This window comes from Rhizobium ruizarguesonis (assembly GCF_012349115.1).
GTDB lineage: Bacteria > Pseudomonadota > Alphaproteobacteria > Rhizobiales > Rhizobiaceae > Rhizobium > Rhizobium ruizarguesonis.
Genome location: NZ_PQIG01000072.1, coordinates 60,268 through 77,507, shown reverse-complemented (window position 1 = coordinate 77,507; position 17,240 = coordinate 60,268). Strand labels below are relative to the sequence as shown.

The 17,240-nt window shown below is 56.9% G+C and carries 14 protein-coding genes and 1 pseudogene; 5 read left to right on the top strand and 10 right to left on the bottom strand.

The annotated features are described in order from the left end of the window. The first annotated feature begins 184 nt into the window (after positions 1 to 184). The 3 genes from nodL (at position 185) to C3Y91_RS13485 (ending at position 3,747) form a co-directional block, all read left to right on the top strand. Positions 185 to 757, top strand: a complete 573-nt coding sequence (gene nodL / locus C3Y91_RS13495; RefSeq protein ID WP_168319140.1) for a nodulation O-acetyltransferase NodL — start codon at positions 185 to 187, stop codon at positions 755 to 757. Between the two features lie 601 nt (positions 758 to 1,358). Then, positions 1,359 to 3,185: a glutamine--fructose-6-phosphate transaminase (isomerizing) gene (glmS, locus tag C3Y91_RS13490; protein WP_168575433.1), complete on the top strand. Its 1,827-nt coding sequence runs from the start codon at positions 1,359 to 1,361 to the stop codon at positions 3,183 to 3,185. Between the two features lie 76 nt (positions 3,186 to 3,261). Beyond that, positions 3,262 to 3,747: a MaoC family dehydratase gene (locus C3Y91_RS13485; RefSeq protein ID WP_018068343.1), complete on the top strand. Its 486-nt coding sequence runs from the start codon at positions 3,262 to 3,264 to the stop codon at positions 3,745 to 3,747. Positions 3,748 to 4,487: 740 nt separating this feature from the next. On the opposite strand, the gene C3Y91_RS13480 is transcribed toward C3Y91_RS13485, so the two are convergent. The 9 genes from C3Y91_RS13480 to msuE form a co-directional block, all read right to left on the bottom strand. Next, on the bottom strand, positions 4,488 to 5,321 hold the full coding sequence (locus C3Y91_RS13480) for a calcium-binding protein (RefSeq protein ID WP_131614724.1): 834 nt from the start codon (positions 5,319 to 5,321) through the stop codon (positions 4,488 to 4,490). A gap of 318 nt (positions 5,322 to 5,639) precedes the next feature. Then, on the bottom strand, positions 5,640 to 6,887 hold the full coding sequence (locus C3Y91_RS13475; protein WP_164049629.1) for an SfnB family sulfur acquisition oxidoreductase: 1,248 nt from the start codon (positions 6,885 to 6,887) through the stop codon (positions 5,640 to 5,642). Between the two features lie 24 nt (positions 6,888 to 6,911). Beyond that, entirely contained in the window at positions 6,912 to 7,694 is a 783-nt protein-coding gene (locus C3Y91_RS13470; RefSeq protein WP_164049628.1) for an ABC transporter ATP-binding protein, read from the bottom strand. A 130-nt stretch (positions 7,695 to 7,824) separates the two neighbouring features. Next, a complete protein-coding gene (locus C3Y91_RS13465) occupies positions 7,825 to 9,159 on the bottom strand; it encodes an ABC transporter substrate-binding protein (RefSeq protein WP_164598224.1) in 1,335 nt (444 codons plus the stop codon). A gap of 98 nt (positions 9,160 to 9,257) precedes the next feature. Then, positions 9,258 to 10,298, bottom strand: a complete 1,041-nt coding sequence (locus C3Y91_RS13460) for a branched-chain amino acid ABC transporter permease (RefSeq protein ID WP_168575432.1) — start codon at positions 10,296 to 10,298, stop codon at positions 9,258 to 9,260. A 3-nt stretch (positions 10,299 to 10,301) separates the two neighbouring features. After that, entirely contained in the window at positions 10,302 to 11,198 is an 897-nt protein-coding gene (locus C3Y91_RS13455; protein ID WP_018517084.1) for a branched-chain amino acid ABC transporter permease, read from the bottom strand. Further along, positions 11,198 to 12,112 (bottom strand): ABC transporter ATP-binding protein, encoded by a 915-nt coding sequence (locus C3Y91_RS13450; RefSeq protein WP_174827023.1) that lies wholly within the window; start codon positions 12,110 to 12,112, stop codon positions 11,198 to 11,200. The genes C3Y91_RS13455 and C3Y91_RS13450 overlap by 1 nt, the downstream gene beginning before the upstream one ends. 124 nt (positions 12,113 to 12,236) lie before the next feature. Then, on the bottom strand, positions 12,237 to 13,340 hold the full coding sequence (gene sfnG / locus C3Y91_RS13445; RefSeq protein ID WP_018484267.1) for a dimethylsulfone monooxygenase SfnG: 1,104 nt from the start codon (positions 13,338 to 13,340) through the stop codon (positions 12,237 to 12,239). 20 nt (positions 13,341 to 13,360) lie between these two features. Continuing rightward, on the bottom strand, positions 13,361 to 13,948 hold the full coding sequence (msuE, locus tag C3Y91_RS13440) for an FMN reductase (RefSeq protein WP_018517081.1): 588 nt from the start codon (positions 13,946 to 13,948) through the stop codon (positions 13,361 to 13,363). A gap of 644 nt (positions 13,949 to 14,592) precedes the next feature. Here msuE and C3Y91_RS13435 point away from each other — a divergent pair. Next, positions 14,593 to 14,973 (top strand): annotated as a pseudogene (locus C3Y91_RS13435) (DDE-type integrase/transposase/recombinase); the annotation flags it as partial. Between the two features lie 78 nt (positions 14,974 to 15,051). Here C3Y91_RS13435 and C3Y91_RS13430 read toward each other — a convergent pair. Then, positions 15,052 to 15,702, bottom strand: coding sequence for an outer membrane protein (locus C3Y91_RS13430; protein ID WP_168334827.1), 651 nt, complete (start codon positions 15,700 to 15,702; stop codon positions 15,052 to 15,054). Positions 15,703 to 16,393: 691 nt separating this feature from the next. On the opposite strand from C3Y91_RS13430, the gene C3Y91_RS13425 reads away from it, so the two are divergent. After that, positions 16,394 to 17,137, top strand: a complete 744-nt coding sequence (locus C3Y91_RS13425; RefSeq protein WP_131619131.1) for a helix-turn-helix transcriptional regulator — start codon at positions 16,394 to 16,396, stop codon at positions 17,135 to 17,137. Positions 17,138 to 17,240 lie beyond the last annotated feature (103 nt).

Below are 17,240 nucleotides of genomic sequence, written 5' to 3'. Positions count from 1 at the left end.
GCTCTCACTCGGCTCGCCGGTCGACTAAAGTTGATGCCTCATCCTTTTCTGCCACGAACAAGGAGTGTTACTATCAATTCCACCTCCGCCTGCGCCCGACATCGTGCCAGGTGCTAGCTAGCTTGATCGCGAAGTAGTCGCACTCAAGTACCGTCATCCCACGAACAAGATCTGAGAAGAGACGATGACACGCAGCCAAAAAGAAAAAATGCTGGCAGGCGAAATGTACAACGCAGCGGACCCCGAGATCCAAGCCGAGCTGCTCCTCACCGGGGCTTGGCTGAAGCGGTACAATGACACGCTGGGCGACACCGCCGAGCGGTGGAATGCGCTCCTTTTAGAACGATTGGGAGCAGTCGGGCTTGGAGCTGTTATTCGTCCGCCGTTCCACTGTGATTACGGGTTTAACATCCGGATCGGAGCTTGGGTTTACATCAATTACAACTGCGTCATTCTTGACGTGGCAGCGGTGACTATCGGTGACGGAACCGCAATAGGCCCTGCTGTGCAGATTTATACCGCGGACCATCCACATGATCCAGAGCAGCGCCAGGCTGGACTGCAGTTGGGACGACCTGTCAGCATTGGCAGGCACGCCTGGATTGGCGGTGGAGCAATCATTCTCCCGGGGGTGACGATTGGCGATCACGCTGTCATTGGCGCTGGTAGTGTGGTGACGCGAGATGTTCCTGCAGGAAGCACGGCCATGGGAAATCCAGCTCGGGTCAGGGCTGGTGGACGATCGCCGAAATCATAAAAGCAGGCGTTGGGGTAAATCCGGCCGTAAGGGGGTAGTTTCTTTGCTTGTGCGAACGGAACTTCTGGGCCGCCATGGCCCTTGCGGTTCCAACTGTCGGCACTTTCACTCCGACGCAAATCTCTTTGCAAATGCGGCTGGGCAGTCGAGCTGACCGGTTCGTGATCACGTTTGCAGGCAAAGGGGCAATTACGACTTAGGGTCAACCCGTAGACGCAGACCGCTTCACCTGTAGAAAAACGAATTGTTTTTTCAGTCCGTGGGCACAATGAAAGACAATTCGTCGTGTCGAATGGACATGCGCGCGCGGCATGTCGTCGGCAAATCCCAATTCCTGTTGACTGGAACATCTTTGTCAGAGGCTACGCCCATCATCAGGGCGTAGCCTATCTGTCGACACTTTGCAGAAGGCATCATTCGCTGCGTGCAGCGTTTATCGAACCTATGAGTACGCCGCATCCATGACGTGGATGATAGCTATCGCAACAATCAATTTTACTAATCTGTTTAGATTTATTAGCACGCGCTGGAGGACACGCACCGAGCGGCGTCCGCCTTCCTGATTACCGGTCGGGGGCTCTTTGGCAGATGGGTGACGAGCATGTGTGGGATTGTTGGCATAGTGGGACGGAAGCCCGTGTCGGAGCGGCTGATCGAAGCCTTGGAGCGACTGGAATATCGCGGCTATGATTCAGCCGGCGTTGCTACGATCTTCGAGGGAGAATTGCACCGACGCCGCGCAGAAGGCAAGCTCGTGAACCTTAAAACGAGATTGAAAAAAGAGCCCCTGAGCGGCACCGTCGGCATCGCCCACACGCGCTGGGCGACCCATGGCGCACCGACAGAATGCAACGCTCACCCGCACTTTGCCGATGGCGTAGCCGTTGTTCATAACGGCATCATCGAAAATTTTTCCGAGCTGAAGGACGGATTGGCGGAAGTAGGGGTCAAGTTTACGACCGATACGGACACCGAGGTGATTGCACATCTCCTGACAAAATTCCGTCGGGATGGCATGGGATGTCTTGAGGCCATGCAAGCCATGCTGAAGTGCGTCAAGGGCGCATTCGCTCTTGCCATTTTGTTTGAGGAGGATCCCGCAACCATTATGGTGGCGCGCAATGGGCCACCGTTAGTGATAGGCCATGGCGACGGTGAGATGTTTCTAGGCTCCGACGCGATCGCTCTTGCTCCGTTCACCAATGACATCACTTATCTGCACGATGGCGATTGGGCTGTTGTAGGCAAAGCGAGTGTCCAAGTTTTCGATACGGAAGGCAAAGTCGTTACGCGCCCGCGGCACATATCGATCGCTACCGCCGAGGTGATCGGCAAGGGCGGTCACCGGCATTTTATGGAGAAGGAAATCCACGAGCAACCCGAGGTCCTCGCCCGTGCTCTTGGTCACTACATCAATGTCAACGAAAATCATGTCAAAGCCATTTCGCCCGACATCGGGTTTGCCAGGGTTGAGAGCCTCGCAATTTCTGCCTGCGGCACTGCATACCTTGCGGGACTGATTGGCAAATATTGGTTCGAGCGCTACGCACGCTTGACGGTAGAGATTGATGTGGCCTCCGAATTCCGCTATCGAGAAATCCCATTGTCGCCACGGTCGGCAGCGCTCTTCATCTCTCAATCTGGTGAGACGGCAGACACGCTTGCATCGCTCCGGTATTGCAAAGCACAAGGTCTGAGAATTGGTGCTGTCGTCAATACCCCAGAATCAACAATTGCCCGCGAGGCAGATGCCATCTTTCCGATCCTCGCCGGGCCAGAGATCGGCGTTGCTTCTACCAAGGCATTCACATGCCAGCTTGCTGTTCTCGCTGCGCTAGCCATCGGCGCGGGCAAGGCGCGGGGCACAATCACGGACGACGAGGAACAAGTGCTCGTCCAAAGTTTGGCGACGTTGCCGGGCGTTATGCGACGGGTGCTGAACGACATCAAGCCGAAGATCGAGCTCTTGTCACGGGAATTGTCGAATTACCGCGACGTGCTCTATCTCGGCCGCGGCACGAGTTTCCCATTGGCTATGGAAGGTGCGCTGAAGCTCAAGGAGGTCTCCTATATCCATGCTGAAGGTTATGCAGCAGGAGAATTGAAACACGGTCCGATCGCCCTGATCGATGAAAATATGCCAGTCATCGTCATCGCGCCACATGATCGGTTCTTCGATAAGACTGTCTCCAATATGCAGGAAGTGGCCGCCCGCGGCGGCCGCATCATTCTGATCACCGACGAGACGGGAGCTTCGATGTCGAAACTCCCCACCATGCACACTATCGTATTACCCAATGTCGAGGAGATTATCGCGCCGATGATCTTTTCTCTGCCGCTACAGCTTCTTGCGTATCACACGGCGGTGGTCATGGGGGCAGATGTGGACCAGCCGCGGAATCTAGCTAAGTCAGTCACAGTCGAATGATTGTGACGATTGGTTAAATCGCAACTCGCTCCGAGAAAATCCACGACTTGATCAGTCATCAAATAAGTGAGGTCGAATGCACGAACTTTCGCTCGCCGACGTGCCGTCGCGAATTGGCCAGGAACTCGGCAAATCCGAATGGATCACCGTTGATCAAACTACAATCGATCTCTTTGCCGACGCGACACACGATCATCAATTCATCCACGTGCACCCGGAACGCGCGGCAGTCGAAAGCCCGTTTGGTGGCACGATCGCTCATGGCTTCTTAACACTCTCGCTTCTGTCGGCGATGAACTTCAGCGGCATGCCAAGGATCCGCGAGCAGACCATGGGCCTTAACTACGGCTTAGACCGGGTGCGTTTCATGTCACCGGTCAAGACCGGCAGTCGTGTGCGCGGTCGCTTCGTTCTCTCTGAATGTCAATTTCGCGGCGCAAGCATGCTGGTGACCACCTACGAGGTGACGGTCGAGATCGAGAACGAGAACCGACCGGCACTCACTGCCAATTGGATCACGATCATTCAGTTTGACCCGAACGACAGGCCTAAAGGGATTTGACGCCAGCCCGCGCCAGTTGCCTGGTCTACGGATAGCATCGCCATGGACCTACGCGCTGTTTTGCATTAAGCGTCTGTTTTCCCTTACGATCGTGCCTTGCGAACGCCTATTGCTTTCGGCAGGTTGATTAGACTTGCGCCGCAAGCAAAGCGGCAGACTGCATGATGCGCAACATCTTGGAAAGCGTTGTCAGCGAGATGACTAGGCTCGTTCAACGTAAATGATTGTTGAAGTAACGGCGGTTGCTCATTTCCGGCCGAGCAGATCACCGAAGCCTGTTGCCAACGCCAGTATGTTGACGACAGTACTGGTAACGGCAATGCCAACCTTCCTCGACGGAAGACGCACCGCCACCGAGAGGATGTGACCGCGTGGGCCCCTCGCCATGCGCAGCCATCAAACGGGAAATAATCCTGCTAAGGCCCTCAACGCGGACTTTCACTAAGATGGAATTGCTTCGCGGGCCTGTACAGAAGACGGACGCTACGCCGGCGTCGCTCCTGATACCACGCCGGTCTTCAGCAGCAGGGCCAACTCCGCCAGCATCTCACGATCCTCTCGACCAGGGTCACGTCTTTGCGGTTGAACAACGCCGACATTGGACAGCACGCGACCGGCCATTGGACCTTGTTCACGTGCCGGTGCATTCGATCAAAAACTACGTCGTTTCTATTTTAGGTACCGCGCCACGTTAGAAAAGAGAAGCGCCCCAAGGGTGGAACGCTCCTCGGATCTTCGAATTAAATGAAGCCGAAATTTTCCGCCGTAAGCGAGGTAAGATCCGACATGTCGTGCAGATTGTCGACATGAGCGAAGGCATGCGCGTGGTTCGCAGAATCGACATAGGCTAGTGTCGCACCGTGAGTTTTGCCTTCCTGACCGAGAGTTTTTTCATCATGGTAGACAATGATGTCACCGCGGGCTTCGCCGTGAATAGCGGTCGCGGCGGCAGAGCTAGACGTGAACCCTCGATCAGTGATTACCACAACGTGCTCACCGTGCGCGTTCGCGGCCTCGCCATTGTAGAAAGTGTCCACAAATTCGCCTGGGAAACCCTTCGAATGGTTGACGAAATTTGCGCCAAACAGATCCCCTTTACCAAAGTCACCGGCGTCCAGGACAAAACGGTCTTGCTTCGGCTCGAAATCCATCACGGTCGTATAGCAGTGCGTTGTGCCAACCATAGGGTCGTGGAACCGAAACACGAAGGCGTCACCGTCTTCGCCGCCATTCAAAATGTCTGCGCCGTCACCAGCCACAAGGGTATCCCTCCCGGGGCCGCCGTCGAGCCGGTCGTCGCTCTCGCCGCTATGCGGTATTACGCGGGGCGCGTAGGTGGTGTCGCTAAACAACAGGTCGTCATCATCACCAGCAAGGATTGTGTCGGAGCCATCACCGGCTCGGATAATGTCATGGCCCCGACCGGCCTCGATCCTGTCGTGGCCGTCATGAGCCCGAATCAGATCATCGCCGCCGCCGGCTTTAATCCAGTCATTGAAATTGCTTCCATCGATTATGTCATTGTCATCGGATCCGTAAATAAAGGGGCTGTTATCAGTGCCTTTGAACATCATCGCATATACTCCTTATGAGGCAGCCTGCGCTGCCAGCACCCCTTATGTTTTCCAGGAGCGAATTAGTGAAATCCATTGTTTTGATATGAACGATTTGAGTGACGGATGCCGCAATGTTTATCTCGGCCGAACGGTGCGCCTTTTTTCGTGGGCCGGCAGAATATGAAAACTACTTGGGGCTGTGACAATCGGCGGCCAAGCAGCGGCAACAATGTCCGCGACACCTCGTTGACGAAGGCGAAAGCTTCCTCCCTCGTATAAGCTGCAGACGTAATCTGCACAGCACCTGATCTCAAGGTGCTTTACAGATCGAAAACCTCAGCTCCAGGCATGGAGCGGTGGCTTCTCACCATTCAGGAAATACTTACCCAAAATGGCGTACTTCCAGCGGACCGGGTCGTGCAGAGTATGGGTGCGGGCGTTGCGCCAGTGGCGATCAAGCCCGTGCTCTGCAAGGGTCGAGCGCGTTCCTGCCAGTTCGAACAACTTGTTGGTAGCCGCAATCGCGATTTCAGTTGAGAGGATCTTCGCTTCGGCGGTAACGATCTGGGCTTCCGCAACGGTTCCCGCGTTCGGATCGATGATCGCCCGGTCAATGGCATAACCTGCCTTTTCAAGCAGCGCCTGCGCCGCATGCAGTCTTAACGTCAAGTCCCCGATCGCCTGGATTGTGTAGGGATCGTCCCAAGCGTTGTCGACGCCGGAATCCACCCAGGCGCGGCTCTTGGTGCGCACAAAGCTGACGGTCTCGTCAATCGCGGCTTGCGCGATGCCGGTATCGACAGCCACTTGGATAATCTGGAAGATCGCTCCGTCGGCGGTCGGCACTTCATATCCCTTGTAGCCAGGCACGAGATGCGTCTTCGGCACTTTGACATTGTCAAGCAGGACCGTGCCCGACAGCGTGGTACGCTGGCCGAAGGAGGACCAGTCGTCGATGACGGTCAGACCAGGCGCACCGCGCTCGGCAATTGCGTACCAGGCCCTGCCCTCGTCATCCAGTGCCACGATTGGCACCAGATGCGCGAGCAGCGCCCCTGACGAATAGAATTTCTTGCCGTTGACGACGACATGATCGCCGGCATCGACGAATTTGGTCTCGAAATCCACCGCACGCTTGGATCCAAATTCGGAGAAGGCATTGCCGAAGCGGGTTCCTTTCAGCACTTCCGCGAATAACAGTTGTTGCTGAGCTGGGTCGGAAACCGTGCGGATTGCTGCCACGACGCCAAGATGGTTCTGCGCAATCTGTCCGATCGACGAATCGGCCGCCGAGATGACCTCGACCACCTTCGCAAGCGTCGCATAAGAAACTTCGGGACCGCCGAAGGCCTTGGGCACGTTGATAGACCAAAGCCCGCTCTGGGAAAAGGCGTCCAGTTCCTTGACCGGCCAGATGCGGTCGCGGTCGCGCGCTGCTGATTCCTTGATGAACTCGGTCGCTAGTGTCTTGGCGATGGCAATCGCCTCTGCGTCAGTCTTGATAATATGGGCTGGCTGCGACGGGCGTGGGACAGGTGGCACGGCCTTTGTTGCATTTTCGGTATTTATGGTGGGAAGGGTCATAGTGGTTTCTCCTCTTGGATTGGATTAGCTGACAACAGCCGGGATGGAGGGAGCCACGGCCTTTTGGCCGAGGTAGAAGGACTTGATGTCGTCGCGCGCCCGCAGATCGTTCGCATTGCCAGTGAGGACGGCAACGCCGTTTTCGAGAATGATGGCGCGATCGGCATATTTCAGAGCGACGGCAGAGTTCTGCTCCGCCACAAGGATGGAAAGACCCTCTTTTCGATTGAGGTGGCGAAGTGTTCGGAAAATGTCCTGGACGACGAGCGGCGCCAATCCCATGGATGGCTCGTCGAGAACCAGGAGGCGCGGCCGTGACATGAGGGCCCGGCCGATCGCCGTCATCTGTTGCTCGCCGCCCGAGGTCAGGCCGGAGAACGCGCGGCGCTTTTCCTTCAATCTGGGAAAATGCGCGTAGACTTTCTCGATATCTTCGGCGATCCGCGCGCGTGTGCTGCCACGGCCCAACCCACCAGAGATAAGGTTTTCCTCGACCGTCAGACTGCGAAAGCAATGGCGACCTTCAAGTACCTGCACGAGACCAGCGCGTACCAAGGTACCGGGGCTTGTGCGTAGGACATCGAGCCCGTCAAACCGGATACTGCCTGAAACGACCTGCCCACGTTCGGCTGGAAGCAGGTTGGACAGCGCCTTGAGCGTTGTCGTCTTGCCGGCGCCGTTGGCGCCGAGGAGTGCCAGGATTTCACCGCGCACCAGATGGAGGTCGACGCCATCGAGGGCCGTGATGGCATGATTGTACGTTGCTTTCAGACCATCGACGGCAAGCAGAGCAGTGTCGTGACCCATGATCGTGTTCCTGTCCATGCCTGAGAGCTGCAATTGAAAAAGGAGAAGGCGCGAGGCTGGTTGAGAGGGAACAACATCCATTCCCGCGCCTTTGCTTGAAGCCGCGCCGGCCGCGCGCGGCTTCAAAGGATCAGTTGGTCGCTGTTTCGGCGTCTGCCGCCGTACGAAGCTTGATGCCCTTTTCCGCAGCGTAAGCCTCCGACGACTTTTCGATGATCGGACGTAGCAATGCCCAGTCCGGCGCGATCCAGTCAGAGACGACGTTCCACTTCTTCCCATTCCACTGCTGGAACGTCACGTAGCCGTTGCCCTCGTGGTTGTCCCAGGTGACATTGATTGAGTGGAACAGGCCCTTGGCGCCGAGCGCCTCGACACGCGCCGGATCGAGCTGCAGGTGTTCAAACCCCCAGCGGACCTCGTCGCCGGTCAGCGTCCGCTTGCCGAACTTCTCCTGGGCGATACGGATCGCTTCGACATTGAGGATGCCGTTGACGATACCGAGATTGTGATAGACCGAGCCAATGCGGTTCTTATCTTCGAGATCGCCCTTGCCGGCGTCGTAGATCGTTTTGACGATCTCCTGAACGACCGGATATTCGGCTCCCGACGCCTGGGTGGTAATTGCCGTATAGCCCTTGGCGGCCTCGCCAGCGGGGATGACGTCTTCTTCTGAATTGGACCAGACATTGCCGATAATGTGGTCTGCCGGGAAGCCGACCTTCGCTGCGGTCTTCAGCGCGACCGGGTTCATCACGCCCCACCCGCGCAGGACGACGTAGTCCGGCTTGGCGCGCCGGATCGTGAGCCACTGCGACTGCTGTTCGTTGCCGGGATGCGGCACCTCGATCTGCTGCAGTTCGAAACCGTATTTCTTCGCCAGCAGTTCATAGATCGGAATGGTTTCCTTGCCATAGGGCGAGCCGTGATAGAGAACGACGATCTTCTTGCCTTTCAAGCTTTCGAGTCCACCCTCCTTTCCCGCGATATAGTTCACGATGCCGGACGTTTCGCTGTAGGGATTGAGAAGCAGCGGAAAGACGTAAGGGAAAACGCGGCCGTCGGTCGAATCGGTGCGACCATGGTTGATGGTGATCAGCGGCACCTTGTCTGCGGTGATGCGATCGATCATCGCATAGGCAATGCCGACGGAGAGCGGGTTCCAGGCAGCCACGCTCGGGTTGCTCTTGAGGCGCTCGTACGCTTCGACGCCACGCTCGACCTCATACTGCGTTTCAGCTTCCGACCATGTCAACTTGACGCCGTTGACGCCGCCGTCCCGCGTGTTGATCAGATTCAGATAATCAATGAAGCCACCGAAGAAGCCGGTGCCGCCGGCAGCATAGGGGCCGACGCGATAGCTCTGGAGCGGGAAGTATTGTTCATCCGCGTGGGCCATCGGCAGCGCCACCGTAATGGCGAGGCTGGCGGCAAGAGCCACGATCTTGAATTTGGCAAGGATCGTCATTTTTGGACATACTCCGGGTATCGACCGGGCAAGGCGCCGGTTCGGGTTGATCTGATGAAGGCTGTTGGTATTTCAGAGCTTTGAAGGCTCCGTTTCGATCAGGACCGCACGATCGCGGCGCCGATGCGTTTTCGAACCCGGTCCCAAAGCGCGACAAGCCCATCCGGTTCGAGGATCAGAAAGAGAATGATGAGAGCGCCGAGCACGATGCGCTGGCTCATATCGAGCACGCCCGAATTGAAGATGTCGCCGAGCAGGAACGAACCAAGCCGCGACAGGACTAGTGGAAAAACAACGATCAACGCCGCTCCAAAAAAGGCCCCCCGGATCGAGGCAAGCCCACCGATGATGACGATGAACAGGATCTGGAATGAGCGGTCGAGATTGAAGCCGGCAGGCTCGACCGTGCGGAGATAGGCGAAGGCCCACAGGACGCCGGCAATTCCGATGATGAAGGAGGAGACCGCGAAGGCCAGAAGCTTGGTCTTCAGCACCGGCACGCCAAAGATCCGCGCCGCTGTCTCGTTGTCGCGCACGGCAATGAAATTGCGGCCGGTCTGCGAATTCATCAATCGATAGGTCAGCACCGTGAGGACGGTGACCACCGTCAGCGCTAAATAATATCGTCCGACCGGACCATCGAAGACAAGGCCGGAGACCGAAAGCTGCGGCGCATCGATCACGCCGGATGCGGAATCGTTGGAGAACCAGCTGAATTTGGTCAGCGCCCACTGTACGAAAAACTGCGCGGCGAGGGTCGAAACCGCAAGGTAAAAGCCCTTGAGGCGCAGGCTTGGGAGGCCGAACACCAGGCCGATACCGGCGGCTGCGAAACCCGCAAGAACCATGCTGACGATCAAAGGCAGACCGTCAACGCGAAGGTTGAAATTGAACGCGGCGAAGGCGCCAACCGCCATGAAGGCAGCACTTCCAAGCGACACCTGCCCCGCATAACCCGTCAGGACATTGAGACCGAGGCCGGCGAGGCTGAGCGCCAGGAACGGCAGCAGGATAGCCTCGAACAGATAGTCGGACCCGAGAAGCGGCACAACGACATAGGCAATGGCAAGCCAGGCCAGTGGCGTCGCCCAGCGGGCGGGGAAACTGTATGCCGGAAGATCATGAGTGATCGTGGACATCGGTCAGACCCTTTCCACGAGCTTCTGGCCAAACAGGCCGGAAGGTCGCACGAGGAGGAAGGCGAGCGCGATGACATAGGCAAACCAGCCCTCGATACCGCCGCCAAAATATTCACCAATATAGACCTCGGCCAGCTTCTCGGACGCACCGATCAACAGTCCGCCGACGATCGCACCGAGGATCGAGTCAAAGCCGCCGAGCACAAGAACAGGCAGAGCCTTCAGGACGATCAGCGACAGGGAGAATTGCACTCCGACGCGGGCTCCCCACAACAGGCCGGCGACCAGCGCCACTAGGCCTGCAGCCGCCCACACCGTCGCCCAGATCCAGGGGAGCCTCAATCCGACGGTGAGCGCCGCGAACTGGTCGTCGGCGACGGCGCGAAAACCAAGCCCGATGCGGGTGTAACGGAAGAAGAGAGAAAGCAGCAGCACCATGGAGGCGGCAACGACGGCTGCGAAGATGTCGAACTGACTGATGTAGACACCACCGACGTCGAACGGCACGTCCTCGATACCGAGGTCAAGGCCGTGCACCTGCGTGCCCCAGATCAGCTGCGCCGCCCCCTCGATGATATAGGAGAGGCCAAGCGTCGCCATGAAGAGCGTGATCGGCGGCTTGTTGGTCAGCGGCCTTAACACGGTGCGCTCGACTGCTATTCCGATAACGACCATGATCGCGAAGGTAATAGTGAATGCCAGCGGGAAGGAAATGCCGCGTTCCGTCAGGCTGACGAAGGTCAGCGCCGCGAACAGAAGCATCGCCCCTTGCGCAAAATTAAGAACGCCGGATGTCTTGTAGATCAGCACGAAGCCGATCGCGACCAGCGAATACATGACGCCGGACAGAAGGCCGCCGACGAGGACCTCGGTGAAGAACAGCCAGTCGAAATCAGCCATTAGATGCCCTCCCCGTTTTCGTTCTCAGGGGCGACACCGAGATAGGCATCGATCACGCGCTGGTCGCGCTGGACCTCGTGGGGCGTTCCATCGGCGATCTTGCGGCCGTAGTCGAGCACGGCGACGCGGTCGGAGAGATCCATCACGACCCCGATATCGTGCTCGATCAGCACGACGGTGGTACCGAACCTGTCACGGGCGGCGCGCACGAAACCGGCCATCTCGTTCTTTTCCGTCGCCGTCATGCCGGCCATCGGCTCATCGAGCAGCAGGATATCGGGCTCGGCCACCAGCGCGCGTGCCAATTCCACCCGCTTTTGCAACCCATAAGGCAGTGTACCGGCCAGACGATCGCCGACATGCGAGAGGTGGAGGAACTCGAGCACGTTCAAGGCCCGACTGCGGGCATCCGTCTGTTCCGTGCGGGCACGACCGAGGCCGACGATCTGTTCGATGAAGCTCGACCGCGTCGTGTGCGCCCGGCCAATGACGACATTTTCTAGAACGCTCAAGCCCTTGAACAAGGCCAGATTTTGAAACGTGCGGGCAATACCCAAACGGGCGAGCTTCTGTGTCGGGACCTGGGTGTAGAGGCGCCCGGAGAGCCGCATATGACCACGATCCGGTCGGTACACGCCGCTGATCACGTTGATGATTGAGCTCTTGCCCGCGCCGTTCGGCCCGATAATGGCGAGGATTTCTCCCCGACGCGCTGACAGATCGATGTCCGTCAGGGCGACGACACCGCCGAAGGACAAGGTCACCCCGACAAGATCTAGAATTGTCTCACTTGTGGTCGCTTGCCGCTCGCCGTCCTGGCGCGGCTGACCGTCAAGTCCAGCCAAGTGCTCCTGTATCTCCGGCGGAAAAGGCGCGGAACCCAGCGATCCAAAAGCCAATGTCATCGTGCGCATGCCCCCGTTTTCCATTACGCCCAACCGGTAGCTTGTTGCGCAATGTCCCGCCCGCAGGTGTCGCCATCTGCGGCTCCGTTATTCCCCGTGGCGGCCGAAAACCGGCCGCCTGTCTCATGCTGACTTATTCTGCAGCAATTGCGCTCGAAGCTTCGGCCTCTTCGATCGCCCGCACCAGCGGGATCACGTGTTTGCCGAAATACTCGACCTCTTCCTGGAAATGCAGGAAGCCGAGCAGGATGAGATCGGCCCCGGCACGCTTTAGATCGACCACACGCCGCGCCACCTGCTCCGGCGTACCGATCAGGTTGGAGCGGAAGCCGTCATTATACTGGACCAGATCTTCGAAGGAGGATTTCGCCCAGTTGCCCTCGCCTTCAGGCGATGCCTTTCCGGCATTCTTGACCTCGTGGCCAAAGGCATTGACCGCGTCCGGATTGGCCTTCTCGATGATCTCGGCAAGGACGGACCTTGCCTCTTCCTCGGTCTCGCGGACGATGGCGAAAGCGTTGACGCCAACGCGGACGGAATGACCGTTGCCCTTGGCCTTGCCCTGAATGTCAGCTACCTGCTTGCCGATTTCCTCTGGCGTGTTGCCATTGGTGAAGTACCAGTCGGAAACGCGCGATGCCATGTCGCGCGCGGCGCGCGAGGAGCCCCCCTGGAAGATTTCCGGCTGCGGATCGATCGGCTTGGGCTTCAGCGAATAATTGTTGAAGCGATAGAAATCGCCGTGGAACGTGAAATTATCCTCGGTCCAGATACCACGTAGCGCGCGGATGAATTCCTCCGAGCGGCGGTAGCGCTCGTCATGATCTAACCAGTGCTCGCCGATCGCGTGGAACTCGCCGCGGAACCAGCCACTCACGACATTGACGGCGACACGGCCATTGGTGAGGTGATTGATCGTGGCAATCTGCTTGGCCGCCAGCGTTGGGTTCCACGGTCCCGGCAGAATGGCCGCGATCACCTTTAGTGTCGTCGTGGATTCCAGCAGTGCATGGCTAAAGGAGACCGATTCATGCTGGAACTCGGCGCCGTAACCGGCGGTGAAGCGAATCTGGCTCAGTGCGTAATCGAAGCCGCTGGCCTCGGCGATCTGCGCCAGCTTTCTGTTGTACTCGATCGTCCAGGTGGTGCGTTGCTCGATGTTGGAAATGACGAGGCCGCCCGAAACATTGGGCACCCAGTATGCAAATTTGACCGGCTCTCTACTGGCATAGGACATGGCACTCTCCCTTAAAATGACTAAGCTGACGCGGCGACGGCCGCTGGGCGGTTTCCATGGGCGCGGTCGGCAGCGGCGTTATTGGAGACCGGCAGCACCTGCGCGAGTTCTGAAACGGCGCGCTCGATGCGCTCGCGAACCGCAGGGCTGGTGATCTCATAATTCGCGAAATCGATTTCTGTGGCGTAAATAGCAGTCGGCAGCGTCAGCGCGTTGAAGAAGCCGAACAGCGGGCGCAACTGATGTTCAATCATCAAACCGTGCAGCGGCGTGCCGCCTGTGGCAGCTAGAATAACCCGCTTGCCGGTCAGTGCGCGGTAGTCAACAAGATCGAAAAGATGTTTGAGAGCGCCGGCATACGATGCCCGGTAGACCGGCGACCCGACAACCAGGACATCAGCCGCCTCGACGGCGTCGATAATCGCACGCCCCGCGGCATCCAGCTGGTCGGATCGAAGCGCCCTGAAGAGAATGGGAGCAGCGTCAAACAGCTCTATGGTTCGGCTTTCGAGGCCCAGCTTCGATGCCGCTGCAACGACGACGGCCTCCACAACAGAGGCAGTTCGCGACGGCTGCTTGACATTGCCCGATAGACCCAGAATTTTCATTTCGCAACACCTCATTTGTTGTCATAGTCTATATATTTAATATACTAATGATAACGACGGGATGCTAATATTCCTTCCAGTTGTGGAATTCTGATCCTGAAATCGAGCATGCGGCCAAAATAATAACTAAGCTGCCCGTGCGCGGCGCCCTATGTGGCGTGACTTCGGCGCGCCATTGGCCACGAACCGGTGTGCTGAAGATAATCGTCTTATAGGAATTCGAACCACCGCCAAAAGTCTAAGCGGACGATTTCCCCTTAGGTGCCTCCGTTCCCTCGAACTGACATTTGAGATCTGATCTGCTGGTCTTGAAGGGAGTCGAACCGGTGGCTCGTTAGAAGAATTTCAAGGCACTAATTAATTGGGTTATATTGAGATGGACAGGCAACACGATGTCGACTTAAAATTGACCCGGCGCCGGGTCAATTCATAGCGGATATCAACATCGTAGCTTGAAGGCGCTACCTCCGCGCCACCATATCGCTGAAGTACCTTTGGCCGCAGCAATCGCGTCCGTTGGCCACAATAGCTTGAACCACCTTCCCCGTTCGATGCGGGCTCTGCGGTAAGGGTACGTTCGCGCTGATAACGGCTTGCTGCCGCACAGTCTTGCGAGCAGCCGAGCTACGCCATCCAGGATAGCCTATGTGCTCGACGAAATCGTGCAGGTTCGCCGCAATACCAAGGCTGCCAGACGTTTGTTGATGCGTCTGCTAAAAAACCAGGGCATGGTGCCGAGGCGCATGATCACTGACAAGCTCCGCTCGAATGGAGCGGCAAAACGTCAGGTCATGCCGGGTGTTGAGCATCGCTCACACAAGAGCTTGAACAACCGGGCGGAGAACTCGCATCTGCCGTTTCGAAAACGGGAACGAATGCGCCAGGGATTCCGATCAATCGGGAGCCTGCAACATTTTGTTTCGCTGTTCTCCGCCGTTCGCAATCTCTTCGTTCCAGATCACACAAAACCTTCTGCCAACCAAATTCGCAATCACCGACCGCATGCCATGGCCCATGGGAAAAGCCGTCAGCGGCCAGCTCGTCTGAAAACTGTCCGCACGGGCCTTGATTCGTGCCCATGCTCAAGGCTTCAGACGAGTTCGTCAGAAGCGAAAGTTGAGGCCCGCCTTGATTACATTATCGTTGAGGTCGGACTTCGAGCCGATGCCTGCGCTCGGGGTCGGGACGGCGTTGTTAATGACGTAGTTGTACTCGATCTTTGCCGACACGCCGCCCGAAAACGCGTGCTCGACGCCGCCGCCGAAGAGGTAGCCCTGTTTCCAGCTATCCGGTCCGGATTTCCACTTGTCCGATCCGGATGCGGGGCGGCGGCCCTCGAACTCGGTCGTTGTGACGCCCGCGGTGCCGTAGACGAAAGTGCGGTCAAAGCCCAGACCAGCCTTCGCCTTCGCGGCACCGCGGAAGCGGCTTTCCACCTTACCGCCAGGCACACGCACATCGTTGTTCATGTAAGAGCCTTCCAGTTCTGCGCCGAAAACGCCTGGTCCGGCCTGGAAATTGTAACCTACCTGAGCGCCCACCGCTGGGGCGCGATCATTGTTGAACGGGTTGAATTTGGAGGCCGCGACACCTCCGTGAAGACCGGCGTAAGCCCCGGCCCACGAGAAGGTTCGCGGTGCGTCATAAGAGGGGGCGCTCGGAACGCTGTGGTCAGCTAGATCGGCCGCCGACGCGCCGCATGCCAATAGGATCGAGACGCCCACGGAGAAGATTTTTCTTTTAATTAGCGACATATATAACTCCATAACGAGCGGAAACTAACATCCGGTGCTGGGCTGGACGCCCAAAGGTCTGCAAACCCCGCCCGACCCGCGATAGCCGCGGAGAGGGCATCATGAGCTTCCATGAGAAGAGCCAGATCGCTCGACTGGATCAAGTTTCGCATCGCGTCCGTTGGGTCTTGTGTCGACCCGACGCTTTTTGGGACATAGGGGCGTTGTCCCCTGCTGTGCCGGAGCCTACCTCCTGGACCATAGCCCCGGACGTTCTTCCCTGCGACAGCCCTTCGCCTGTTGAATATTCCAGCGTTGTCACCTTCATAAGCAGACTCTCTACAAATACGTGATTCAAGACAAGGGACGCAGAGGATATATTTAATATTATATTCGTGTAGTCTATGTAAAAGAACGGTAATGCATTGATAGTTCACCAATAATTGGAAAAATATACAAAAATATATTTACAAATATATTCTGGTTTATTTTCCAGCTGGTGGCACTGGCGCCAAACGGTTTGCCGACGACGATCCCGTTGGCGAAAACGCGCACGTTTATTCGGGCGACCAACTTGACCTGAAAGATGCGCTTTTTGGTTGTATGTATCAAGGGTATCTAATATGGTTTTTAGAGTTTAGCCGCCCACCGAACTGGGCACTCACTGCTTAGATGTGACGACGTTAATCTTGCGCCGAACCGGGAGGTTGTCGTGAAGGAAGAATCCTCAACGGTCTCGAATCTGGTGTTCGATTTCCTGTCAGAGTCAGCCAGTGCAAAGAGCAAAGACGATGTGTTACTCTTACTTGGCAAAATTTCACAATATTTCGGGTTTAGTTATTTCGCGATATCCGGAATCCCCTCGCCTCCGGAGCGAATTGATCCCTATTTCGTTTTGGGCAATTGGTCCGCCGGGTGGTTTGATCGCTATCGTGAAAACAACTATGTCCACGCCGACCCCATTGTACAGCTTAGCAAGACATGTGATCACGCATTTGTTTGGTCGGAAGCTCTGCGAGATCAAAAACTCGATCGGCAGAGCCGTCGCGTCATGAATGAGGCACGCGAATTCAAGTTGATTGACGGCTTTAGCGTTCCTTTACACACTGCCGCTGGGTTTCAATCGATTGTCAGTTTTGGAGCGGAAAAGGTAGAGCTCTCAACCTGCGACCGAAGCGCGCTCTATGTGATGGCGGCTTACGCGCACAGCTTGCTCCGCGCCCAAATTGGGAATGATGCCAGTCGAAAAATTCAGGCCTTACCCATGATCACAACGCGAGAGCGCGAAATCATCCATTGGTGTGCCGCAGGCAAAACAGCAATAGAGATTGCAACGATTCTCGGACGATCCCATCGAACCATCCAAAATGTCATTTTGAACATCCAGCGAAAGCTCAATGTGGTTAATACACCTCAGATGATTGCCGAAAGCTTTCGTCTCAGAATCATTCGCTGAAATATATGGAGTTTTCGGGCACTTCAAAGATCGGGCCTATTGGATCACGACAGCCATCACGATCAGATAGTAGCCCCGTTGAAATGCAGAGCTAAATTTGCGC

Coding starts and splice junctions, on each gene's coding strand:
- C3Y91_RS13430 (WP_168334827.1), bottom strand. CDS start 15,702: ATGTCGCTAATTAAAAGAAAAATCTTCTCCGTGGGCGTCTCGATCCTA.
- C3Y91_RS13485 (WP_018068343.1), top strand. CDS start 3,262: ATGCACGAACTTTCGCTCGCCGACGTGCCGTCGCGAATTGGCCAGGAA.
- C3Y91_RS13455 (WP_018517084.1), bottom strand. CDS start 11,198: ATGGCTGATTTCGACTGGCTGTTCTTCACCGAGGTCCTCGTCGGCGGC.
- C3Y91_RS13475 (WP_164049629.1), bottom strand. CDS start 6,887: ATGACCCTTCCCACCATAAATACCGAAAATGCAACAAAGGCCGTGCCA.
- sfnG (WP_018484267.1), bottom strand. CDS start 13,340: ATGTCCTATGCCAGTAGAGAGCCGGTCAAATTTGCATACTGGGTGCCC.
- C3Y91_RS13470 (WP_164049628.1), bottom strand. CDS start 7,694: ATGGGTCACGACACTGCTCTGCTTGCCGTCGATGGTCTGAAAGCAACG.
- msuE (WP_018517081.1), bottom strand. CDS start 13,948: ATGAAAATTCTGGGTCTATCGGGCAATGTCAAGCAGCCGTCGCGAACT.
- C3Y91_RS13480 (WP_131614724.1), bottom strand. CDS start 5,321: ATGATGTTCAAAGGCACTGATAACAGCCCCTTTATTTACGGATCCGAT.
- glmS (WP_168575433.1), top strand. CDS start 1,359: ATGTGTGGGATTGTTGGCATAGTGGGACGGAAGCCCGTGTCGGAGCGG.
- C3Y91_RS13460 (WP_168575432.1), bottom strand. CDS start 10,298: ATGTCCACGATCACTCATGATCTTCCGGCATACAGTTTCCCCGCCCGC.
- C3Y91_RS13450 (WP_174827023.1), bottom strand. CDS start 12,112: ATGCGCACGATGACATTGGCTTTTGGATCGCTGGGTTCCGCGCCTTTT.
- C3Y91_RS13465 (WP_164598224.1), bottom strand. CDS start 9,159: ATGACGATCCTTGCCAAATTCAAGATCGTGGCTCTTGCCGCCAGCCTC.
- nodL (WP_168319140.1), top strand. CDS start 185: ATGACACGCAGCCAAAAAGAAAAAATGCTGGCAGGCGAAATGTACAAC.